The sequence below is a fragment of the Enterococcus sp. DIV1767 genome, from assembly GCF_050542585.1.
GTDB lineage: Bacteria > Bacillota > Bacilli > Lactobacillales > Enterococcaceae > Enterococcus_D > Enterococcus_D innesii.
Genome location: NZ_CP172936.1, coordinates 1057767 through 1080252, shown reverse-complemented (window position 1 = coordinate 1080252; position 22486 = coordinate 1057767). Strand labels below are relative to the sequence as shown.

Here is a 22486-nt window from a genome sequence, read left to right as displayed (position 1 = left end):
GGAAAAAGTTGAAAAAAGTGTAAGTTGAATTGCCGTTTTCGGAAAATTACTTGAAAATTACATTTCCATTTCCTAATAATGTCTTCAGTTGTGTGACAAAGTCTGGCTCATCCGTTACCCAGTTTTCATCTGCTAACAACACTTTCTTGCCACTGCTTTCATAGAACATCACCACTGGAATATTTCCGTGATGCTGCTTCATTTCCTTCGACAATGCTTGCAGGTGCGACGTTTCAGCTGCAGCAGAAATCTTTAAGTAGCAAGTTTGTGACGCAATTTTGTTCTGAACGTTTTCTGCTAAGTCTATTTTATCAGCAATGAGTTGGATTTCACCATTGTAACGACTTACCTCGACCTTTCCTTCAATATAGAGAACAGCATTTTCTTCGATCAAGGAACGCACTTGTCGATAAACGATGGGAAAAATCGTTACTGAAACTTCCTTGCTGGCATCCGTTCCTTCGACAAACGCCATTTGTTCGCCTTTTTTTGTACGAATCTCCCGAATCTTGCGGACATACAAAAGAATACGCACTCGTTCGTTTGGAACCAGATCAGCAATATCCGTGATTTGTTTTAATTGGTGCAATTTTTGAAACTGTTCCACGGGATGGCCAGACAAATAAACACCTAAATATTCTTCTTCCAAAGCCAGTTTTTCTTCCAGTTTGTAATCGGCAACGGCTTCTTCTTTTAATGCCATAGTTTCTAAGAGATCCAAACTGCCGCCACTATAAGTAATATTTTGGATCTTTCCTTCTAGCTGGATCAGTGCTTGTTTTCGATTGGGGGCAATCACATCGAAAACGCCAATGCTCAAAAGCGGCAATAAATAATCCAATTTTAACCATTTGCTGTTCCGCTGATTCAAGCGAAGCAAAAATTGATCCATAGACGTGAAATTGCCATGCTCTTTTCGTTCTGCCAAAATGTCTTGGATCATGTCGCGCCGAATCCCTTTGATACTGCTGAACCCAAAACGGATTTGTTTCTCGTTTTGCAGTTGAAAACTAAACCCACTGGTATTGATCGATGGTGGCAGCACTTCTACGCCGTAACGTGCGGCTTCATTTAAGTATTCTTTCATTTTGCTGGCAGTGTTGCGTACCGAATGCAGGATCGAAGCAAAAAATGGTGCTGGATAGTGCACTTTCAGGTACGCCATTTGAAAGCCGATAAAGGAATAGGCAAACGCATGGGATCGATTAAACCCATAGTTGGCGAAGCGTTCAATATAGTTATAGACCAAATTAGCGGTCTTTTCGTCATAATGATTGGCCAAGGCACCTTGCACAAAATGACGACGTTCCTCATCCAAGACGTCTTTTTTCTTTTTACTAATTGCTCGCCGCAAAATATCTGCTTGTCCTAAGCTGAAACCAGCCATTTTGGAAGCTACTTGCATGATCTGCTCTTGGTAGACAATGATTCCGTAAGTGTTTTGCAAAATCGGAATCAAGCTGTCATCCGGATAAGAGACCCGCTCTTGTCCTTTTTTCCGCTTAATAAAGGTATCGATATTTTGCATCGGTCCTGGACGATACAAGGCATTGACTGCGGCAATATCCTCGATACTTTCTGGTCCTAACTTACGCAGCACATTGCGTATTCCCGCTGATTCAAATTGGAAGATCCCTGCGGTCTCGCCTTTTTGAAACAAACGCAATGTTGCTGGATCATCAAGAGGAATCTCTTTTTGGGTTACGATTTGTTGGCTGATTCGTTTGATACCTTTCAAGGTATTATCAATGATCGACAAGTTTCTCAAGCCTAAAAAATCCATCTTCAATAGGCCGATGGCTTCTACGTCATTCATGGTAAATTGGGTCAGCCAGATCCCATCGCTGCCTTCTTGCAAGGGAACCAGATCAAGCAAATTCTTGTCACTGATCACCACACCAGCGGCATGAGTCGATACGTGACGTGGCAAGCCTTCTAAAATTTTGGCGACTTGAAACATTACTTGGTTGCGCTCATTAAACGACACCAATTCTCGCAGCTGATTGGATTGTTCATAAGCAAGATCTAAGGTCATTTTCAAGGCATTGGGGATGGCTTTTGACCAGCGATTGGCTTCACTTTGCGAAAGACCAAAGACACGAGAAACATCTCGCAGAACCATTTTGGCCGCCATGGTGCCAAACGTGGCGATCTGTGCCATATATTCTTGCCCGTATTTTTGGCGCACATATTGTAAAATCTCATCTCTGCGATTGTCAGGAATGTCTAAATCGATATCAGGCATCGTGTAACGTTCTGGATTCAAGAATCGTTCAAACAAAAGATCGTATTTGATTGGATCCACGTCGGTGATCGATAAAACATACGCCACCAGTGCTCCGGCAGCAGATCCCCGTCCAGCTCCGGTAACAATTTCTTGTTGGTGGGCAAAGTCCATGACGTCCCAAATAATCAAGAAGTAATCATCAAAGCCCATCTTATGGATGACAGACAACTCATAATCCAAACGCTGTTCGTACGCCGATGTAACGTGGGCAACACGTTGAGGCAGACGTTCAAAACAAATTTTCCGCAAATAGTCTGCAGCATTTTCTTCTGCTGGTAACGGGTAATGAGGCAATAGCCGCTGATGCAGTGGCAGCTCGACGGCGCATTCAGCTGCAATCCGCTGATTATTCATCAATGCCTGCGACGCTTCGCCAAATGCCGCAGTCAATTGGTCTGCCGGTTGTAAAAAAAACTGCGTAGTCGCTTGCTCTTTTGCCTGACGAAAGTCTTCAATTTGCGAGCCCTCTTTGATATGGGTCATCACTTTGACTGCAAAGGCTTCTTCTTGTGCTAAAGCCGCGATTGGTTGATACGCACATGGTGCAATGTTTTGCTCGTTAAACCAAGCGATCGTTTCTGAATCTAGCCCCTTGCTAGTAATGCCTAAAAACAAGCTCTCAGAATCAAATTTATGGCTGATTGCTTGCAGTACTTTTTGATTAGCTTCTAAATCATCGTGCTGAGACGGCAAAAAGCCTTCGCCTTCAGGCAGCAAACCAAAGAGATCCTGCAAAGAATCACAAGCAGCTAAATTCAACTGCTCGGTGATCATTTTTTCACTTGATAAACGCATCAAGGTTTGATAGCCCTTGAGGTTTTTTGCAAATACGTACAATGGAAAGGACATTGATTCCTCTCCGAAGGTACAGTCGAACAAAGCGCCAAAAATCGGCTTGATGCCCTGTGCTAGGCATTGTTGATAAAACTCGACCGCGCCATAGAGAACATTATGATCGGTCAGACCCAATGTCTGATAGCCCATCTTTTTGGCTTGCTCTATATAGTGAGGAATTTTGATCGTACTTTGCAGCAACGAATAGGCGCTTAAGGTGGTGAGCTGTGAATACATTGAAATCCCTCCAAAAATGAAAATTCTCTTTCTTTCTGCTAGTAAATAGATTTGAAAAACAAAATGAAAAAGTGAAAATCTTTACAATAAATATTTTTGTGATAAACTAAAGTCGAAATGGAAGATACGCAGAAAAGAGGTGTCGTCATGCGTTACCTAGTCACTTTATTTTGGACTTTTGTATTAGGTCAAGTCGTTGGCTATCTAGGCAGCTCACTTGCTGGAGCAACTTATGATTTTCAATTAACTTCAATCATCTCTTTGGTCACAGGTGTGGTGATCATTCTTGTTGGTATTATCGCACCAGCGCCTGAAAAGACAAGCCATTAAAAAAAAACCAGTTACCTTTATTGTAACTGGTTTTTTTTTCTTTTCAACTATTCACTGATGTCCGTTTTGCGCAAGCTTTTACGGAAATTAAATCCTGAGATAAAAATATTGATCAGTACAAACCCACTAGTTACCCAAAAGACAGCGGGATAACCAAAACCAGCTGCTACCGTTGAGCCGACCATCGGACCTAACACTTGCCCAAAGTTAGAGAACATTTGGTTGTAGCTGTAGATGCGGCTGACCCCTTCCATCGGGGTGATCTTGCTGATCAGTGTATTGATGGACGGCATCAAGGCACCGGTAGAAAAACCAAGCAAGAAGCGCAACACGCCTAATTGAAACGGAGTAGAAACAAAGCCCATCGGAATGAAACAGAAAAATGATAGCAATAAACCGCCTAACAATACCTTGTGATTGCCGTAACGATCACCGATTTTGCCTAAAAATGGCGAAGAGATGATTGCCGAAACACCAGCAACAGAGACGATCAATCCGCTGACAAACAAAATATTGCCACTGTTCCCGCTTAGATCACGAATATACAATGTAAGGATCGGGCTGATACTCGTTACACCTAGCTGTAAAATCAGTGACGTAATAAACAAACCGACAAGCAACTGCATATTTTTGATTTGACCAAAAATTTCTTTGATGGACAGCAAATCGCCCTTTTCAACCGGCTCAAAATCTTCTTGAACGAGAAAAATCGTAAGCAAGAGCGTAATTAGCAGCACAACACCAGTAATGATAAAAACATTTTTCATGCCAAACCATTGCGCCAACGCCCCACCCATGGAAGGACCAATCAAATTCCCTGCGATGGCTCCTGTAGCCAATGTCCCAAGCGCCCAACCGCTTTTTTCTCGAGGCGCCTGCGAAGCGATCAACGCAGTCGCATTTGGAATATACCCCGATAAAATTCCGGTAAAGAAACGCATGATCAATAACCAATAGACATTCGGTACAAAAGCCAAAGAACCCATCGTCACTGTCATCCCCGCAGCCGCGCGAATCATCATTAAACGACGACCTTTTTGATCTGCTAGATTTCCCCATACTGGAGCAATGATAGCCGCCGCAAACGCCGTTACTGAGATTGCTAATCCAGAAAACAACTCAATTTGACTCTCTGGAGCGCCTAACTCTTCTATATATAAGGGAATGAATGGCATGACAAGACTAAAACTGGCACCCGTAAAAAAACAACCTACCCATGAAATCAGTAGATTTCGTTTCCAATCAATCTTCATTTACAAACCTTCTTTCACAAATACTATACCGTATCGTGAGTAATAATCAAATAAAAAAATCTTTCTGCAGGTAACATACAGAAAGATTTTCTTCATTAAACTTAACTGATCAAAGCCAAAATGACAAAGTTTAGGATAAACAACGCATTGACGACCCAGATGATCGGAGACACTTCGTTGGCTTTTCCTTTCACTACTTTCACTAATGCGTAGAAAATGAAACCAACAGCGATCCCGTTGGAAATACTGTAAGACAAACCCATAAAAATAGACGCGAAGAAAGCGGGAACTGCTTCTTCTAGATCGGTCCACTTGATGTCTGCAAACGAAGCCATCATCATTACCCCAACTAAGATCAACGCTGGTGCTGTCGCTTGTGCGGGAACGATTGAGATCAGTGGAGAAAAGATACTGCTGATCGCAAAGAGTGCTGCCACTACAACAGAAGTCAAGCCCGTGCGTCCACCAGCACCGATACCAGCTGCTGATTCCACATAAGTCGTTGTATTTGAGGTCCCTACGATGGCACCTACAGAAGTGGCTACGGCATCTGCAAAAAGGGCTTTATCCATCTTCGTGTTCAACCCGTTACTGTTTTCAACCGCTTCTTCATCTTTTTTCGAAAAGATCCCTGTACGACGTCCAGTCCCGATAAAGGTACCGATCGTATCAAAGACATCTGATAAGCTAAACGCTAAAATCGTCATGATTACTTGAGGGATTTTGGCAGAATCACTGAATAGTGAGCCCATTCCTTCAGAGCCAAACGCAGCGCCAAAGGTGATGCCTAGTTCGCTGATCGAGCTACCTAATGAATTTCCGTGCCAATCAATGGCACTTAAATCCACCACACCCATCAAAATACCGATGATCGTCGTTCCTAAAATACCAAAAATAATTGCCCCACGAACATTTTTCACTACTAACAAAGTAGTGATTACTAAACCAATCACTGCTAACAAAACAGGTGCATTATTGAAATTCGCCAAAGCTGGGACGATCCCCCCATTAAAATTGGCACTCACGATCGTCTCACCGTCAACAACTGAACCAGTCACTGCGGCAGTGTCTGCACTGAAGTTTAGCAAGTTGGCATTTTTGATCCCTACATAAGCCACAAAGATCCCGATCCCGCCACCGATTGCGTGCTGCATGCTTTCTGGAATCGCATGGATGATCATTTTTCTGATTCGAGTGACCGTGATAAAAATGTTGATCAAGCCGCAGATGAAAACCATCGCTAATGCTTGCTGCCACGAATAGCCCAAACCAAAAACAACGGTAAAGGTGAAGAATGCATTAAGTCCCATTCCAGGCGCTTGCGCATAAGGCACATTTGCAAATAAGCCCATGATCAGGGTACCAATCACTGAAGCGATGATCGTTGCTAAGAAAACAGCTTGAAACGGCATGCCTGCAGCAGATAAAATCGTCGGATTCACAAACAAAATATAACTCATCGCGAAGAAGGTGGTGACCCCGGCCATTACTTCTGTTGAAACCGTCGTTTTATTCTCCTTTAATTTGAAAAACTTTTCCATGTTATGTTTCACTCCTGAACTTTAATCGTTTCTATGAAAAGAAAAAATGAATAATTACGCTTTTCATCGAACAATTACAAATTATAAGGGAATAATTTTCGCTTTTCAAACCTTTTTCCGAATAAAACGAACCAAAAATGTTTAATGTTCGTGTTTTACTTTGTAAATATTATGAAAACTTATCGAAAACTTACTTGTATTGTGAAATGACAGAAATATGTTACACTTAAGCCACTAGTATAAGAGAATGGAGCGAGTCTTTTGAAACCAAAAATCATCGCCATTGATTTAGATGGCACAACCTTAAATACTGAATCCCAACTTTCCCCTCGCACACGTGAGGTACTGGTTCGCGCCACCAAAGCGGGACACTTTGTTACCATCGCTACCGGAAGACCTTTTCGGATGAGCGATCAATTCTATAAAGAATTGGCGCTCACAACACCAATGGTCAATTTTAACGGTGGGTTGGTCCATAAACCTCGACAAGTATGGGCAAATGAAATGGAGCATTCGATCTCTCGAGAAATTGCGTTTGAGCTCATGGCACAAAAAGAGCAGCTGGGGCTGACGTTTGTGGCAGCAGAAAATCGCGAAACCTTTTTCATCGATGACCTAAGCGGATTTGATCAACACTTTTTCTTTTCGGGCAATGCTTCCGAAAAAAATCTATTAGCAAATTTAAAAACGGATCCCACTTCATTACTGGTGAAAACCGAAAATGAATTAGCAGAATCTGTTTCTTTACGTATCAAGGATCAATTTGACGATGCAGTCGATGTTCGAACATGGGGCGGACCTCAAGCCATCTTAGAGATCGTACCAAAAGGAGTCCATAAAGCACTTGGTCTTTCGGTGATCGCGGATTCTTTGTCTTTGGATCGGCAAGATATCATCGCTTTTGGTGATGAACACAACGATTTGGAGATGCTGGATTATGCGGGTTGGGGCGTTGCCATGGCGAATGGCACGCAGCAATTAAAATCAATCGCCAATGATGTTACCGACAAAACCAATGCGGAAGATGGCATGGTCGATTACTTGGAAAAATATTTAGGTCTATAAAAAAAGCCGATGCGGGATATCCGCATCAGCTTTTTTTGCTTCCATATTCAAATCAAAGTGTTTCATAAACGATTTCTTTGGCTTCGGGAATCGATTCATCAATAAAGAATACTTTGTACCAGGTCAAGAACGTAAAGATCGTCCAGATTTTTCGTTGAAGATTCGGTTTTCCTTGGCGATGGTCTTCTAGCATTTGCAAAATCGCTGTTTGATCGAAGAAGGTTGCCGCAAAGTCTGACTCAAAAAGTGCTTTGACTGCTTCATACCCGGTTCCTTCTTTCAGCCATGCCTTGATAGGTACAGGAAAGCCTAGTTTTTCACGGTTTGCCCATTCTTTTGGCAAATGACGGTTTGACGCTTGTCGGAACACATCTTTCGTGTTGTTTTGATTGATCAAATATTTCGTCGGGATTGTTTGCGCCAACTTTTGCATCTCGATATCCAATAAAGGAACCCGTAATTCCAAGGAACTCGCCATGGACATTTTGTCTGCTTTTAACAAGATATCCTTCGGCATCCACTGATGAAGATCCAAATATTGCATCTTATTGACCTCGTCTTTGAGACCATTGACTTTCTCATAATGAGGCGCAACGATTTCAGCAACAGAGGGTCCTTTTTGATACGTTGGTTTTAAAAGCTGTAGTGCTTCCTCTTCTTCAAAGACCAGGGCTTGCCCGATAAAGAAGTCTTGGGCAGGTGCCGTTGCTTCATAAAGATGAATTCGACCATGGAAGTTTTTCATTTTGCCGATTTGACGCCCTAAACGAAAGCGGATGTTTTGCGGCAATTTTTTCAACCCTTGGGCAAAAACGCGGACCGCTTTAGAGTTTGTGTGGAAGCCATAGGCAGCATAACCAGCAAATAATTCATCTGCCCCTTCCCCAGATTGAACGACCCGCACTTGTTGTGCTGCCAGATTGGCTAAAAAGTACAAAGGGACACAGCTTGGGTTAGAATCTGGTTCGTCCAAGTGATACTGAATCAACGGGAATGCCTCAAAGGACATTTCACCATCAATAACTGCTGCTGTGTTGTTCAAACCGAGTTTTTCCGTCAATTTGCGGGCTTCGATCGCTTCGTTGTAGGTTTTGTCATCAAACCCAATTGAAAATGAGTGATCTGGGCGCAAGACCGAGGCCACATAACTTGAATCGACACCACTGGATAAAAATGAGCCGACTTCAACATCACTGATTTGATGAGCGGCAATCGATTCTTGGACTGCTTGATCGATTTTGTCGACCCATTCTTCTCTTGAATGATTTTCTTTCACTGAAAAATCTGCATCCCAGTACTGCTTGATCGTCAATCCCTGTTCATTAAACAGATAATAATGCCCTTCTTGCAAACGATGAACGCCTTTAAAGAAGGTTTCTCCGTTCAAAGGCGAGTATTGGAACGTCAAATAAGGTTTCAACGCCTCTTGGTTTAATTCTTTCTTGAAATCTGGATGAGGCAAAAAGCTCTTAATTTCAGAACCAAACATAAAACTGCCATTCATTTGCGCATAGTAATACGGTTTGATGCCAAAGTGATCCCGCGCGCCGAAAAGCTCTTGTTTTTGAGTATCCCAGATGGCAAACGCAAACATTCCCCGCAGGCGCTGCAACACATCAATGCCCCACTCTTCATAGCCATGTAAGACTACTTCGGTATCCGCATGGGTAGAAAAGACATGACCTGCTTGGATCAATTCCTCCCGCAATACTTGAAAGTTGTAAATTTCACCATTAAAAATGATTACTTTTGTTTGATCCTCATTAAAAATTGGTTGTGAGCCACCTTCTAAGTCGATGATCGATAAACGACGAAACCCTAATGCCACTCGGTCGTCGGTAAATTTCCCTGAACTGTTTGGTCCGCGATGAACGATCCGGTCCATCATGCGTTCAATAATGATTTCTTTTTGATCTTTTGAATTGACAAAGCCGACAATTCCGCACATATTTTCACATCCGTTTTCATAATCCATTTTCATTTTTCTAAAGTAAATCATACCATAGAATTCAAGAGATACGATCTCTTTTTCAAAAAAATACAATCAATATATTTTTGCACAAAACACAATTTGAAGATAAACCTTATGATATCAAGGTTTCCAATCATCTCATACTCTCAATCTTACAAATTTGTTATCTAAGAAAATAGCTATCCTCAAAATTCTTAAGAAATTTTTTATGAATTCTATTTTTCTGAAATATACAAAGATACTTTTCCCGAATTTACTGACTCTAGCAAACTTCTTTTGCTTCCATTCTCAGCATTGATTTCCTGAAAATAATCAGTCAGATTTTTTCGTTTGATAGTTTTATTGGACTATTGTGAAAAAAAGTGTTATTCTAACTATGGAATTTCGTTATCAACTAACCGTTGCCTTTCAATGACAAGTTTTAAGAAAGGAGAATGACTATGACATTCTATAACACAGATCTACAATATCGTGTAACTCTGGATACCAAATTGAATTTATTTATCGTTTTCGATAAAAAAGATGCGAATCATTTTGCGACTGGAATTACGATCGAGCAAGCTGTACAAGAATTGAAAAAAGCTGCATAAGGAGTTCATCCAAATGAAGGATACCGATTCGTACTGAAAGCACCTCGCTAAGGAAATAATTAGCTAGGTGCTTTCTTGTTTTTTGGCTCGCTCTTATCTTTTTCAGTATCCGTTTCTTGCTTTTGACCGCTTTGCTGTTCATCTAGCTGTAAGATTTCATCAACAGATCCTTGCGTAATAAATTTGCTCAATCCCTGTGCCGCAACTTTTGTGTAACGCATAAAGTAATCTTTTTCTTCAAAATCCATCTTCTTCCCTCCTACTGATACAACTGTGCTTTTATTAAGTTTACCATCTATTTCACTAGTCATTCTTGAGCGTCATTCCTTTAATACTTATGAATGATCCATTAATAGCATACACGTTACATTTGTCAAATCATCCTTTTCCTCTATTCATGAAAAGACAAATCTGTTTTCTGGTACAGAACATAGTACTATTGTCTTTTCAGGAGACTTTTATTTAGGAGGAATTTTTATGGCTACCTTTTTCGCCATTTTGTTTTTCATTGGATTGTTCTGTTTCGTTTTTGGCATTGTCTTATTTTATATTGGGCTTGTAAAACAAAATGCAAAACGAGATCGAAACGTTTTGATCATTGTCGCTTCCGCTTTTATTGCCTTGTTTTCTTATGGTGGCTTGTCCTTCTACCAAGATGTGACATCTTTCGATAGCATCACTGCGCAATTAAGCCTTTCTTTACGTAACGAATCAAGGCAAAGCGAATCCTTTGGCGATGCCGCTGCTTCCATGGAACAACCACAAGGAGAACAAAAAGCTGGCAACAACGAAGCAAGTAGCGCACAACAAGAAGAACCCGCAAACAACGAGCAACATACACCTCAACTTTCTCGTGAAGAAAGAAATGCACTGAATCGTGCAGAAAGATACTTATCCAGCAATGCGTTTTCTCAGTCGAGCTTGAAACGCCAACTACTCTATGAAGATTTTTCTGAGAGCGCAGCAGACTTTGCCGTAGCCACTGTGGATGCCGATTGGAATGAGCAAGCATTGAAAAAAGCAATTCGCTACTCGCAAAATTTATCCTTATCAGATGAGCGTGTGGCGAACCAACTTTCCTATGAAGGCTTTACTTCTGAACAAATTGAATACGCCTTAACACGTTTGCCCGATTGATTCTTTTCGTTTGTTGTAGAGGACCACAAGCAAAAAGGGGTTCAGCGAATTAGTGTATTTCTGTTGATTTCCCGATTGAGTGTAAACTGAGGTTTTTTCAGATGGTTATCGATCAAGCTCGGCAGTCAATTATCTTCTCTGCCCATAACAAACAAAAAAGCCTATCTCGAAAGATAGGCTAGACGCTCTAAAGCGTTGGTATAAGGAGAGTACAGGATTTGAACCTGCGCGCCGGGATGAACCGGGTCGGCGGATTTCGAGTCCGCTGCATTACCACTCTGCCAACTCTCCATAACAGTTATTTTCGCTAGTTTCACAAAAAATGTCAAGAAAAATCTGCATCCAAAATAGAAATGGATACAGATTTTTTATTCTTTAATCGAAAATATAGTTTTCTTTCTTTTCGATTACGCCTTCGATCGTCTCGTTGATGATTTTGATGATTTGGTCATCGGTGGGTGTGATAATACCCGCCGACATTAAGGAAGCCAAACCAGTCACAACGATCCATGCGCCATTATGTAGTGCATTTATCGCATCTTCGGATAGATCTGCATATTTTTCTTCTGATTTGATCAAGGATTTGAAATAGGTGGATGAAAAATCATGCATCAATTTCCCACCGCCATAATCATCGATAAAAAGGGCGATGTAGAGATTGTGCTGCTCTTGCGCGAAGCGTATATAATTCAGGCCTAAATCAACGAGTTTGTCTCCTGTTCGAACAACTGGAAAAACATTTTCCGATAAATCTTTGAAAACAGCCTCTACCAAAGTATTTTTTAAGTCCTGCATATTTTCGAACTCAAGATAAATTGGTTGAGTAGAAATTCCCATGTGCTTAGCGATATTCCGTGCCGTAAAGTTGCCAAAACCTTCTCTATTGATCAGTTCATAAGCGGCCTTCAAAATGTGTTCTCTTGTATAGACCTTCCTTCGCATCAATAAATCCCCCTTTTTTTATTTATTTAATTGTAACCGAGTTATTCATTTTTTTAAAATAAAACACTCCATCCGTTATCTTATTTCTATTCACTTTGCTCATTAAACATGAATCTTTACGAATAAAGAGAAGTGCCTCTCCTTTCACTTATCACAAAAAATCCTGCGTATAGGTTGCTAGTTATTTTTCAAATCTACTTTTCTTTCTTGTTGAAAACTCGCTGAAATTGTACACTAAGATTGTAGTGCGCAAATTCGATTGAAAAAGGGGTTTGGAAATGGCTGAATCAAAAGAGCTATTATTGGAGACCTGCTTATTAGCAGGAAAAATCATGATGGAAAACGGCTCGGAAGTCTATCGAGTAGAAGATACAATGAATCGAATTGCAGCCAACGCTGGGGAGCAAGGTAGTATTAGTTATGTAACAGCAACTGGTCTTTTTATGGGTTTGCGCAGCAGTCACTATGCGCAAGTAGAAAATGTCCATGATCGAGTCATCAATCTCGAAAAAATCGTTGCCGTTAACGGACTCTCTCGTGCTTATGCAGAAAAGAAAATTTCTTTAGCGGAACTGCACGAGGCATTAAAAAAGGTCAATCCGACAACACCAAGTTTCCCCTACTGGCTGCAGGTCCTTAGTGCTGGTGTAGTCAGCAGTACCTTAATGATTATTTTTGGCGGTGCTTGGTTTGACTTTCTACCGACCTTCATTATTGGCTGTCTGGGATTTTTATGCGCGTATTGGGTCAAGAAAGTGATCGATATCCGCTTTTTGGATATGTTTTGCGCCTCTTTACTAATCGGTACTTTGTCTGTCTTAGCGGTCTCCCTTCATGTCGCACAAAACGTCGATAATTTGATTATCGGTGCCGTCATGCCCTTAGTTCCTGGTGTAGCGATCACCAATTCCTTTCGCGATATCTTGGCGGGTCATCTCATCAGCGGAACCGCCCGAGGTACTGAAGCCATTTTCACAGCTGCCGCGATCGGTGTCGGCATCGCTACGGTCTTCACCTTATTTGGAGGGATCTCATGACGATTTTTATTCACCTTTCCTTCAGCTTTTTAAGCACCGTGACCTTTGGCATTTTGACTAATATTCCTAAAAGAGCTTTGGTTGCCACAGGCATTGCCGGAACCGTTGGCTGGATGATCTATTGGTCATTAAAAACGATTGGCTATGGTTTAGGTAGCGCCAACTTTTTAGCCGCATTTGCTGTCGGTTGCGTCAGCATCTTTTTTTCCCGCAGAAAAAAAATGCCTATGATCATTTTTAACATTCCTAGTCTCGTTCCCCTCGTACCGGGTGGACCTGCCTATAAAGCCGTTCGAGAATTTGCTTTAGGAGACAACTTTGTCGGCTTTGAAAATCTGATGATCGTGGTTATCACTGCTGGGGCGATCGCCGGAGGCTTCATGATGACGAGTGTGGTTGAAAAGATCGTCAATCGTTGGCAAGTGAAGCGCACAAAAAAACGTCACCCAGATAAAAAAGCCTCCTAAAACTAATAGCGTGCCGAAACTATAAATTTTTCTTATTTCAGACTTTGGTACAATGTTTTCTTTGCGGACTTCTCTTATAATAAAGGCATACCTTACAAAACTGTTTGACGTTTGTCATTTGTTTTACTGGATTTTTCTGGTCTCACCCCGTATAGTGAGATTATGAAACAAAAAGGAGATGAAGTCCTGTGAGCATAGCAACTTCTCGTCGTATCATTAATACGATTTCTATTATTGGCTTAGGTTTATCTATCGCATTAACGATCTATTTTATCAATCTAGGTGTTTTCAAAGACATTAATGCCTTACGAGGTCTAGTTGGAAATTCTGTTATCTTAGGACCAATCGTCTTTATCCTATTGCAGATCTTGCAAGTCGTGATCCCAATCATTCCCGGTGGTGTCTCCAGCGCTGCAGGTGTTTTGATTTTCGGTCCTTACCTAGGATTCGTTTATAACTATGTAGGAATCAGTATTGGTTCTGTCATTATTTTCCTGCTTGGCCGACGATACGGTAAACCATTCATTTTAAGTATGATCAGTGACAAAACTTACGATAAATACATTGGCTGGTTAGATAACCAAAGCCGATTTGAAAAACTTTTCGCCCTTGCGATCTTTCTACCGGTTGCCCCAGATGATGCCCTTTGTCTTATGGCTGGATTGACCAACATGTCCGTTAAGAAGTTTACGTTGATTATTTTATTAGCAAAACCTGCCTCAATTTTCTTGTACAGTATGGCATTGATTTATGGTGGGACATTCTTAACTGGTTTGTTAGGCGGATAAGAATTAGAGTAAGAAAAGCGATCAATTTATTGAGCCGAAGGTGAAGGAGCTACGTTTGAGACAGGATCTATGCCTGTGACGAACTTGCTGCTAAACTGTTCGGCTTTTTTTACCGCCTTTACCTTTATTACCCAGAGAACTAAAATACTTACTATTGTTAGGATGACAACCATGAATTATTTAAAAAACAGCTTCATCAACACTTGGGATTTTTTGAAAGACAGCAACGCCTACTTCCGTGATGTCTTATTGATGCACGGTGCCTTGTTGTTCTTAGTAATTCCCATATTAACTTCTTCCACCAAATTCGTTCTAAGACGGGGAGGCTTACCTTACCTTTCATTCGACAATATCGGGAGTATTTTTACAGATCATCCTGTCGTATTGCTTTCACTAACAGTGATTTTGCTTTTGATCTTATTAGCCGTCTTTTTTGAGTTTACATTCTTGTTGCTGAGTGTTTATTTTATCAAAAAGAAACAACCCATCAGCCTGCGCCAATTGTTACGGATGACTGTTTTGCAGTTGCGAAAATTACGGCCGATGACCTTTTTATTTTTCCTCTTTTACTTCTTACTGATTCTACCCATCGGTGGGTTGAGCTTTAATTCGGATTTACTCGCAAAAATCAAAATCCCTGCCTTTATCATGGATTTCATTTTTGCCAACCGTGTCGTAATCATCGGAGCAGTGCTCTTGATCTATGTCTTGTTGATCTATTTAGGAATTCGCGTGATTTTTGCCTTGCCAGAAATGATTTTGCGTGATTTGCCTTTTCGAAAAGCGATCAAAGAAAGCCTTCAAGTGACTAAACGCCGCTTTTTTGCTATCGTTGGTCAGTTTGTTTTTATTAGTGGTAGCATCTTATTGATCACGACACTTAGCTTTACTTTGCTGATCACGATTCAAGCAGTAATCGAAGCTGTTGCACCGAATTATGCCTTGTATAGTGCTGTTTTTATTATGACTTTCTTACAGTTTATTTTGTTACTGAATGTCATTTTATCGACCGTAGCTATTTTTTATATCATCGTTGATTTCATGGATGACGAAGGTTTTTTACCAGAGATTCCTTCCTGGTTCCACCAAGAACCATTGAACCAGCGTCATTTCTTAGGTCTAAAAAGTTCCTTGTTTACCTTGGTGACGGTGCTTTTCGGTGTCGGTGTTAGTCTATATAATATGAACTATCTGACTTCAGCTGCTTCGATTCATCCGGTAACGATCTCCCATCGAGGGGTAAGCGACGGACAAGGGGTCCAAAATTCTCTTGAAGCACTACGCTTTACTAGTGAGAAGTATCACCCGGATTATGTTGAAATGGACGTCCAGCAAACAAGTGATGGTCATTTTATTGTCTATCATGATTTTTCTTACCGCCAACTAACCGGCGGCAAAGGAAAACCAGAACAATTACCCTTGAGCTATGCCGAATCACTGACAGTTTCGGAAAACAACCAGACAGCCCGTATTCCAACTTTTGACGAGTACTTGGCGCTTGCCAACCAATTGGATCAAAAACTGCTGGTGGAGATCAAAACTCAGCAAAAAGATACTGCGCAGCTCGTAGATGACTTCTTAGAACGATACCAAGAGGATTTAGTTGCAAATGGGCATATTATGCAAAGCCTCTCCTATACAGTTGTTGAAGAATTAAAGGATAAAGCACCTGAATTGACGTCAGGATACATCATGCCCTTCAATGTCGTTGGCCCACCACTGACTAGTGCCGATTTTCTGACAATGGAATACAGTACGATCAACCGCAACTTCATCGCTTCTGCTCGGACTGACGGCAAGGAAGTGTTCGTTTGGACCCCCAACGATGCGGATACCATCAGCCGGATGCGTTTTTACGGTGTGGACGGGATCATTACCGACCAAATGGGGATTTTAAATGAAGAGTTGAGTGTGACGGAAGAAGACATGACTTATTCAGACAAACTATTGAACTTTGTGATTGGTGTTGGCTGATCTCACACGAAGAAAAATGCTGCTCACGGTAATCCGTGGAGCAGCATTTTTTACTCTTTTGTTAAGCAACATTGGTTTGTGTAAAAATTTTATTGAAGCTGACGATCATCCGACGATTACAAGCTTCTACTTGTACTTGATCTTCTTCTTCACAACTTGAAACGACGATCAACGCCGTATGTACGTATAGTTTTTCCACCACACCGATCACAGGCTTACTCGCCCCTACTGGTCGGCAGACATATTTTTCACCAATCGTAATATTCTCCATATCCTCACCTCAACCGTTTTCTTTCTTAAAGATATAATAACAAAAAAGCATCAAAATGAAAACGGTTTATTTTCGTTCATCACGCATTTGTCACCAAGAAATGACAGTTTCGTTCGTTGAAACCCACTGCTTTGTTCGTGCCACTGAATAGAATTCATTTTATACTAAAGAAAATCAAAAGGAGATGAGTCAAATGCCAATTATTCAAACCTGTATCTTTGGACTATTGTCTGCTGCGTTGCTTTGGGGATTAAAAGAAGACCGCTGATTTTTTGGATTACTGATTTGTTATTAAATAAAATAAAAACGCCTTGAGCCGATCAGAACTGGCTCGAGGCGTTTCTTTATCTTATTATAGACGTTCGTTCAATTCTTTTGCAAGATCTTCAAAACCTGGTTTGCCAAGTAAGGCGAACATGTTTTTCTTGTAAGCTTCAACTCCTGGTTGGTCAAATGGGTTCACGCCATTTAAGTAGCCAGAAATTCCTACAGCGATCTCAAAGAAGTACATCGTGTACCCTAACGTGTAAGCATCCATTGTAGGGATTTTTACTAACAGATTTGGTACATCTCCATCTGTATGGGCAAGTAACGTTCCTTCAAAGGCTTTCGTATTAACAAAATCAACTTCTTTTCCTTCTAAGTAGCCAAGACCATCAAGATCGGCTTCTTGTGTAGGGATCGCGATTGATTTGCGTGGTTTTTCAACTTTTACGACGGTTTCAAAGATATTGCGACGGCCTTCTTGGATGTATTGACCAAGAGAATGCAAATCTGTTGAGAAGTTTGCACTTGAAGGATAGATCCCTTTTTGGTCTTTTCCTTCAGACTCGCCGAATAATTGTTTCCACCATTCTGAGAAGTATTGCATGCCTGGTTCGTAGTTGATCAGCAATTCGGTTACTTTGCCTTTGCGATAAAGGATGTTACGCATTGCTGCATATTGATACGCTTCATTTTTTTCAAGGTCGTCACTTGCGTAAGCATCGCTAGCATCTGCTGCCCCTTGCATCAAGGCATCGATATCCGCTCCGCTGGCAGCGATTGGCAATAAACCAACAGCAGTCAATACAGAGAAACGGCCGCCGACGTCATCTGGAATCACAAAAGTTTCCCAGTTTTCAGCATCTGCTTCAACTTTTACTGCACCTTTCGCTTTATCCGTTGTTGCGTAGATCCGTTTGTTGGCTTCTTCTTTGCCGTATTTTTCAATCAAACGTTCTTTGAAAACACGGAAAGCGATCGCTGGTTCAGTAGTAGTTCCTGATTTTGATATCACATTCACAGAGAAGTCACGGTCACCAATGATTTCGATCAAATCTGCTAAGTAAGTTGAAGAAATTGAATTACCGGCAAAAAAGATTTGTGGTGCTTTGCGTTCTTCATTTGGTAACAAGTTAAAGAAAGAATGATTTAAGAAATCAATCGCTGCTTTCGCTCCTAAATAAGATCCGCCGATCCCGATCACGACTAGTACTTCAGAATCAGATTGAATTTTTTCAGCCGCTTTTTTGATACGCGCAAATTCATCTTTGTCATAATTTTTAGGAAGGTCGATCCAACCTAAAAAGTCGCTACCAGCACCTGTTCCTTCGCGTAATTGTTTGTCTGCTGCTGTAACTTGACTTTGCATGTAGCTCAATTCGTATTCGTTTACGAATGGTGCTACTTTCGAATAGTCAAACTTGATGTGTGACATGATTTGTCCTCCTTGAAAAAATAGTTTTTCATACACTACCTACTTTACGTTTTTTTCCAACTTTTTTCAAGTAATTCCTGATAGGTAGCCTGTTGGGTGATTTTAGACAAGTCCTTGAGCAAACATTGCTTTAGCAACTTTTTCAAAGCCTGCGACGTTCGCACCTAACATAAAATTATTTTTTTGATCGAAGGTTTCAGCAGTATCACGGCATGCTTCATAGATCGACTTCATGATATCGTCCAATTTGGCATCGACTTCAGCTTTTTCCCATTGCAGTCGTTGGGAGTTTTGACTCATTTCTAACGCAGAAACGGCTACGCCGCCAGCATTGGCTGCTTTTCCTGGACAGTAGAAAATTCCTTCTTCAATAAAATATTCTGCTGCTTCTAATGAGCTAGGCATATTCGCGCCTTCAGAAACGACCCGAACACCATTGGCTTTTGCACGTTTGGCTTGTGAGAGATCAATCTCGTTTTGGGTCGCGCAAGGAAAGGCTAATTCCGCTGTTGTATCAAAATCCCAGACAGATGCCCCTTCATGATATTCTGCTGATGGACGTTCTTTCGCATAAGCTGTCAGACGTTCGCGCTTCACTTCTTTGATTTCTTTTAATAAGGCCAGATCAATGCCGTCTTTGTCATAAATAAAACCAGAGGAATCAGAACAAGTGACAGGGATCGCACCTAATTCTTGCAATTTCTCAATTGCATAAATCGCAACATTGCCGCTTCCAGAAACGATCGCTTTTTTGCCTTCAAAGGTTTCACCTAGGTCTGTCAATAAATGCTTAACGAAATAAACAGCACCATAACCCGTTGCTTCTGTGCGGTTTTTACTGCCCCAAAAGTCTAATGGCTTACCAGTTAAAATACCAGCATCGTATTGTTTCAATCGTTTGTAGGCACCAAACAAATAGCCGATTTCCCGTCCTCCGACACCAATGTCGCCAGCAGGAACATCTAAGTCAGGTCCGATATGTTTTGACAGCTCCGTCATAAAGCTTTGGCAAAAACGCATCACTTCGGCATCTGATTTGCCTTTTGGATCAAAATCACTTCCGCCTTTGCCGCCGCCGATCGGCAGACCTGTCAAGCTGTTTTTGAAGATTTGCTCAAACGCCAAAAACTTCAAGATACTCAAGTTGACACTTGGGTGAAAACGCAAGCCGCCTTTGTAAGGCCCCATTGCCGAGTTGAATTGAATCCGATAGCCACGGTTTACTTGCCAGTTGCCTTGATCGTCTTGCCATGGGACTCTGAATTGGATAAAACGTTCTGGTTCAGTTAAGAGTGCAAGGATATTTGATTCAATATATTCTGGATGCTCCTCTAAAAAGGGAACGATCGTAGGCAAAAATTCGTCAATTGCTTGAAGAAATTCCGGTTGGTGTTGGTCTTTCTCGTGAATCTTCGCTTGAATTTCTTTCACGTAAGCTGAAGCTTTGGTCATAGTGCATTACCTCCTTTAAGATATTTTCTATTTTAAAGAAATTTTCTGAAATTGCACGCTTTTTTTTAGAATTGTCAGAATTTTTTATCATTCGAAAAAAATCGACCAATCCTTTCAGCAGTCGTAGCCGATGTGTTACAATCCCAAAGAGGTGAAAAGAATGGAAAAAACCTATGATGTCATTGTTGTGGGTGCAGGTACGAGCGGCATGATGGCTGCGATCACTGCTGCCAAACAAGGTGCTAGGGTCTTATTAATCGAAAAAAACAAAAAAATCGGCAAGAAATTATTGATGACTGGCGGCGGACGCTGCAATGTAACCAATAATCGGCCGGTAGATGATTTAGTTGCTCATATTCCGGGAAACGGCAAATTTTTGTATAGCACGTTTTCCCAATTCAATAACTATGATGTAATGGCGTTTTTCGCTGACTTGGGGGTCGTCTTAAAAGAAGAAGACCACGGACGGATGTTCCCTGTGACGAACAAATCAAAAACCATCGTCGAAGCGTTACTTCAAGCAATCAACGATCATCACGTCACCCTGTTGACGAACACGGTTGTCACAAAGTTGATCCATGACGGCAGTCAAATTCGCGGTGTGCGAACCGAAACCGATGAGTTCTCTGCCCCTAGTGTGATTCTGACGACAGGAGGCCGCACCTATCCTTCCACGGGCGCAACGGGGGACGGCTATAAGATGGCAAAAAAAGTCGGCCATACCATTACGCCGCTTTATCCAACCGAATCGCCGCTTGTTTCAGAAGAATCCTTTATTCAAGAGCGGACGTTGCAAGGCATTTCCTTGCAAGACATCACGTTGAGTGTCTTGGATCAAAAAGGAAAGCCTATTGTCGCCCATACGATGGATCTTTTGTTTACCCATTTTGGTTTATCTGGTCCTGCTGCTTTGCGTTGTTCCTCCTTTGTAAATCAAGAATTGAAAAAGCAACAACCCGTAACGGTTGTTCTGGATTGTCTGCCGGCAAAATCCCATGAAGCCTTGACCCAAGAATTGATTCAGTCTGCGGCTTCGAAGAAACAATTGCCGAATGCTTTAGCTGGCTTTTTGCCTGAGCGCTTGATGACCTTCTTTTTGCAGCAGCTAGACCTGCATGAGCTGGTTGCTGAAAAAGCCTCACCAGAACAGTTGGCGGCGCTCGCTTCCTTGATCAAAGGCTTTTCAATCACCATTGTCCGCACGTTCCCATTAGAAAAATCCTTCGTGACGGGCGGCGGGGTCCATCTGAAAGAAATCAATCCAAAAACCATGGAGAGCAAGAAAATCAATGGCTTGTATTTTGCCGGTGAATTGCTGGATATCAATGGGTATACAGGTGGTTTCAACATTACAGCAGCGTTTTGTACTGGACATGTCTCCGGAAAAAATGCAGCAGAAACAGCGAGTTATTTCAGTTATTGATCGATGACCCAGGTGTTGGCAGCAATATCCTTGCCCGTTGCTGTCAACACCTGGGTCTCCCCCTCTTTTTGCTTATTAGTTGGGTTTTTCTCAAAGTAGGCGTAGACTAAAGATAGCAAGATCGAGGGAGGTTTTTTTAATGAAACGAATTTCAAGAGGTAAATTTGAACGAATGCAAAAACTTTCAAATGAGGATGGTGTGATTGCTGCACTAGCGATCGACCAACGTGGTTCCATGAAAAAAATGATGAAGGCAGCAACTGGACCGGATGACTTTACGATGGAACACATTTATGAGTTCAAGCAGTTGGTTTCCCAAGAATTGACCAAATATGTCAGCAGTATTTTGTTAGATGAGGAATATGGCTTCTTAGGGATCGAAGCAAAGAATCCCAATGCTGGCTTGATCCTTTCCTATGAAAAAACAGGCTATGATGTCAACACGCCGGGTCGTTTGCCTGAGATTTTACCCAATGAATCGTTGCAGCGCCTGGTGAAAAAAGGGGCAGATGCTGCGAAAGTCTTGGTTTATTATAATCCAGATGAACCGCAAGAGATTTTAGATACCAAACATGCGTTTTTGGAGCGTTTAGGTACGGAGGCGCAGGCGGCCGATATTCCGTTATTTGTGGAACCAATCGTCTATGATGATGAGATCACAGATGACAAATCACCTGCTTTTGCCAAGATCAAACCGAGCAAGGTCATCCGAACCATTCAGGAATTGACGAAAGATCACTACCATATCGATATTTTGAAAGTCGAAGTACCGGTTCAGTTCGACTTAGTTGAAGGCTTCCAAAAAGAAGGCTTAGAGGCCGTTTATACGCAAGAAGAAGCCGCCGATTACTTCAAAGAAGCCAGTGACGCCGCGACGCGACCATTCATCTATTTGAGTGCGGGAGTTCCAGCGAATGTCTTTCGCGATGAATTGACCTTTGCTGGTCAACATGGTGCCAAATTCTCAGGAATCTTAGGTGGTCGAGCAACTTGGCGCGATAGTGTCGAAATTTATGGGAAACAAGGGGCCAAAGCGTTATTGGAATGGCTGGACACCCAAGGAAAAGAAAATGTTGAAGAATTAAACGCCATTCTAAAACAATATGCCACTCCGTGGTTTGACTTTTATGGTGGTTTAGAAAATATCGAGGTTTTCGATATTGAGGTCATGGAATAAAACAGCACAA

At 41.6% G+C, this 22486-nt stretch carries 20 protein-coding genes and 1 tRNA gene; 10 read left to right on the top strand and 11 right to left on the bottom strand.

Translation table 11 applies throughout. The annotated features are described in order from the left end of the window. Positions 1-46 precede the first annotated feature (46 nt). Positions 47-3358 (bottom strand): DNA polymerase III subunit alpha, encoded by a 3312-nt coding sequence (gene dnaE / locus IGI78_RS05190; RefSeq protein WP_140965852.1) that lies wholly within the window; start codon positions 3356-3358, stop codon positions 47-49. 147 nt (positions 3359-3505) lie between these two features. Between dnaE and IGI78_RS05185 the strand changes: the two genes are divergently transcribed. Next, positions 3506-3688 (top strand): YjzD family protein, encoded by a 183-nt coding sequence (locus tag IGI78_RS05185; protein ID WP_008377814.1) that lies wholly within the window; start codon positions 3506-3508, stop codon positions 3686-3688. Between the two features lie 47 nt (positions 3689-3735). On the opposite strand, the gene IGI78_RS05180 is transcribed toward IGI78_RS05185, so the two are convergent. Then, positions 3736-4941: a multidrug efflux MFS transporter gene (locus IGI78_RS05180; protein ID WP_005231893.1), complete on the bottom strand. Its 1206-nt coding sequence runs from the start codon at positions 4939-4941 to the stop codon at positions 3736-3738. Between the two features lie 101 nt (positions 4942-5042). After that, positions 5043-6482 carry an NCS2 family permease gene (locus IGI78_RS05175; RefSeq protein ID WP_244351668.1) on the bottom strand — a complete coding sequence of 480 codons (1440 nt, stop codon included), beginning with the start codon at positions 6480-6482 and terminating at the stop codon, positions 5043-5045. Between the two features lie 261 nt (positions 6483-6743). Between IGI78_RS05175 and IGI78_RS05170 the strand changes: the two genes are divergently transcribed. Next, positions 6744-7547 carry a Cof-type HAD-IIB family hydrolase gene (locus tag IGI78_RS05170; protein WP_005229159.1) on the top strand — a complete coding sequence of 268 codons (804 nt, stop codon included), beginning with the start codon at positions 6744-6746 and terminating at the stop codon, positions 7545-7547. Between the two features lie 52 nt (positions 7548-7599). Here IGI78_RS05170 and asnB read toward each other — a convergent pair whose 3' ends face one another. Next, on the bottom strand, positions 7600-9495 hold the full coding sequence (gene asnB, locus IGI78_RS05165) for an asparagine synthase (glutamine-hydrolyzing) (RefSeq protein WP_086293426.1): 1896 nt from the start codon (positions 9493-9495) through the stop codon (positions 7600-7602). 464 nt (positions 9496-9959) lie between these two features. On the opposite strand from asnB, the gene IGI78_RS05160 reads away from it, so the two are divergent. Next, entirely contained in the window at positions 9960-10109 is a 150-nt protein-coding gene (locus IGI78_RS05160) for a hypothetical protein (RefSeq protein WP_189372291.1), read from the top strand. A gap of 59 nt (positions 10110-10168) precedes the next feature. Here the strand turns inward: IGI78_RS05160 and IGI78_RS05155 are convergent, their stop codons facing one another. Then, positions 10169-10357, bottom strand: coding sequence for a hypothetical protein (locus IGI78_RS05155; RefSeq protein WP_077454200.1), 189 nt, complete (start codon positions 10355-10357; stop codon positions 10169-10171). Between the two features lie 229 nt (positions 10358-10586). Here IGI78_RS05155 and IGI78_RS05150 point away from each other — a divergent pair, with 229 nt between their 5' ends. Further along, positions 10587-11246 carry an Ltp family lipoprotein gene (locus IGI78_RS05150; RefSeq protein ID WP_140965854.1) on the top strand — a complete coding sequence of 220 codons (660 nt, stop codon included), beginning with the start codon at positions 10587-10589 and terminating at the stop codon, positions 11244-11246. 203 nt (positions 11247-11449) lie between these two features. Here the strand turns inward: IGI78_RS05150 and IGI78_RS05145 are convergent. Next, positions 11450-11537, bottom strand: a tRNA-Ser gene (locus IGI78_RS05145). A gap of 84 nt (positions 11538-11621) precedes the next feature. After that, positions 11622-12188, bottom strand: coding sequence for a TetR/AcrR family transcriptional regulator (locus IGI78_RS05140; RefSeq protein WP_005237185.1), 567 nt, complete (start codon positions 12186-12188; stop codon positions 11622-11624). Positions 12189-12466: 278 nt separating this feature from the next. Here IGI78_RS05140 and IGI78_RS05135 point away from each other — a divergent pair, with 278 nt between their 5' ends. The 4 genes from IGI78_RS05135 to IGI78_RS05120 all read left to right on the top strand — a co-directional run bounded on the left by IGI78_RS05135 (position 12467) and on the right by IGI78_RS05120 (position 16454). Next, positions 12467-13225 carry a threonine/serine exporter family protein gene (locus IGI78_RS05135; protein ID WP_077454202.1) on the top strand — a complete coding sequence of 253 codons (759 nt, stop codon included), beginning with the start codon at positions 12467-12469 and terminating at the stop codon, positions 13223-13225. Then, positions 13222-13692 carry a threonine/serine exporter family protein gene (locus IGI78_RS05130; RefSeq protein ID WP_077454203.1) on the top strand — a complete coding sequence of 157 codons (471 nt, stop codon included), beginning with the start codon at positions 13222-13224 and terminating at the stop codon, positions 13690-13692. Before IGI78_RS05135 ends, IGI78_RS05130 begins: the two co-directional genes overlap by 4 nt. A gap of 188 nt (positions 13693-13880) precedes the next feature. Then, the gene (locus IGI78_RS05125; RefSeq protein ID WP_077454204.1) at positions 13881-14480 is read left to right on the top strand and encodes a TVP38/TMEM64 family protein; all 600 of its coding nucleotides are present in this window, start codon (positions 13881-13883) and stop codon (positions 14478-14480) included. 171 nt (positions 14481-14651) lie between these two features. Beyond that, positions 14652-16454, top strand: a complete 1803-nt coding sequence (locus IGI78_RS05120) for a glycerophosphoryl diester phosphodiesterase membrane domain-containing protein (RefSeq protein ID WP_077454205.1) — start codon at positions 14652-14654, stop codon at positions 16452-16454. A 61-nt stretch (positions 16455-16515) separates the two neighbouring features. On the opposite strand, the gene IGI78_RS05115 is transcribed toward IGI78_RS05120, so the two are convergent. From IGI78_RS05115 to gdhA, 3 genes are all read right to left on the bottom strand, one after another. Continuing rightward, entirely contained in the window at positions 16516-16725 is a 210-nt protein-coding gene (locus IGI78_RS05115) for a hypothetical protein (protein WP_140965855.1), read from the bottom strand. A gap of 352 nt (positions 16726-17077) precedes the next feature. Continuing rightward, positions 17078-18424 carry a glucose-6-phosphate isomerase gene (locus tag IGI78_RS05110; protein WP_005229134.1) on the bottom strand — a complete coding sequence of 449 codons (1347 nt, stop codon included), beginning with the start codon at positions 18422-18424 and terminating at the stop codon, positions 17078-17080. A 102-nt stretch (positions 18425-18526) separates the two neighbouring features. Beyond that, a complete protein-coding gene (gene gdhA, locus IGI78_RS05105; protein ID WP_081119502.1) occupies positions 18527-19876 on the bottom strand; it encodes an NADP-specific glutamate dehydrogenase in 1350 nt (449 codons plus the stop codon). A 160-nt stretch (positions 19877-20036) separates the two neighbouring features. Here gdhA and IGI78_RS05100 point away from each other — a divergent pair, with 160 nt between their 5' ends. Continuing rightward, positions 20037-21299, top strand: coding sequence for an NAD(P)/FAD-dependent oxidoreductase (locus IGI78_RS05100; RefSeq protein ID WP_081119501.1), 1263 nt, complete (start codon positions 20037-20039; stop codon positions 21297-21299). On the opposite strand, the gene IGI78_RS05095 is transcribed toward IGI78_RS05100, so the two are convergent. Then, positions 21293-21418: a hypothetical protein gene (locus IGI78_RS05095; protein WP_267907354.1), complete on the bottom strand. Its 126-nt coding sequence runs from the start codon at positions 21416-21418 to the stop codon at positions 21293-21295. The two genes, IGI78_RS05100 and IGI78_RS05095, sit on opposite strands and share 7 nt — an antisense overlap. A 20-nt stretch (positions 21419-21438) precedes the next feature. Between IGI78_RS05095 and IGI78_RS05090 the strand changes: the two genes are divergently transcribed. Beyond that, entirely contained in the window at positions 21439-22476 is a 1038-nt protein-coding gene (locus tag IGI78_RS05090) for a tagatose 1,6-diphosphate aldolase (RefSeq protein ID WP_081119500.1), read from the top strand. Positions 22477-22486 lie beyond the last annotated feature (10 nt).

Bases quoted from the DNA above. Each gene is read 5' to 3' on its own strand.
- dnaE (WP_140965852.1), bottom strand. From the start codon at position 3,358: ATGTATTCACAGCTCACCACCTTAAGCGCCTATTCGTTGCTGCAAAGT.
- IGI78_RS05185 (WP_008377814.1), top strand. From the start codon at position 3,506: ATGCGTTACCTAGTCACTTTATTTTGGACTTTTGTATTAGGTCAAGTC.
- IGI78_RS05180 (WP_005231893.1), bottom strand. From the start codon at position 4,941: ATGAAGATTGATTGGAAACGAAATCTACTGATTTCATGGGTAGGTTGT.
- IGI78_RS05175 (WP_244351668.1), bottom strand. From the start codon at position 6,482: ATGGAAAAGTTTTTCAAATTAAAGGAGAATAAAACGACGGTTTCAACA.
- asnB (WP_086293426.1), bottom strand. From the start codon at position 9,495: ATGTGCGGAATTGTCGGCTTTGTCAATTCAAAAGATCAAAAAGAAATC.
- IGI78_RS05160 (WP_189372291.1), top strand. From the start codon at position 9,960: ATGACATTCTATAACACAGATCTACAATATCGTGTAACTCTGGATACC.
- IGI78_RS05155 (WP_077454200.1), bottom strand. From the start codon at position 10,357: ATGGATTTTGAAGAAAAAGATTACTTTATGCGTTACACAAAAGTTGCG.
- IGI78_RS05150 (WP_140965854.1), top strand. From the start codon at position 10,587: ATGGCTACCTTTTTCGCCATTTTGTTTTTCATTGGATTGTTCTGTTTC.
- IGI78_RS05140 (WP_005237185.1), bottom strand. From the start codon at position 12,188: ATGCGAAGGAAGGTCTATACAAGAGAACACATTTTGAAGGCCGCTTAT.
- IGI78_RS05135 (WP_077454202.1), top strand. From the start codon at position 12,467: ATGGCTGAATCAAAAGAGCTATTATTGGAGACCTGCTTATTAGCAGGA.
- IGI78_RS05130 (WP_077454203.1), top strand. From the start codon at position 13,222: ATGACGATTTTTATTCACCTTTCCTTCAGCTTTTTAAGCACCGTGACC.
- IGI78_RS05120 (WP_077454205.1), top strand. From the start codon at position 14,652: ATGAATTATTTAAAAAACAGCTTCATCAACACTTGGGATTTTTTGAAA.
- IGI78_RS05115 (WP_140965855.1), bottom strand. From the start codon at position 16,725: ATGGAGAATATTACGATTGGTGAAAAATATGTCTGCCGACCAGTAGGG.
- IGI78_RS05110 (WP_005229134.1), bottom strand. From the start codon at position 18,424: ATGTCACACATCAAGTTTGACTATTCGAAAGTAGCACCATTCGTAAAC.
- gdhA (WP_081119502.1), bottom strand. From the start codon at position 19,876: ATGACCAAAGCTTCAGCTTACGTGAAAGAAATTCAAGCGAAGATTCAC.
- IGI78_RS05100 (WP_081119501.1), top strand. From the start codon at position 20,037: ATGGAAAAAACCTATGATGTCATTGTTGTGGGTGCAGGTACGAGCGGC.
- IGI78_RS05090 (WP_081119500.1), top strand. From the start codon at position 21,439: ATGAAACGAATTTCAAGAGGTAAATTTGAACGAATGCAAAAACTTTCA.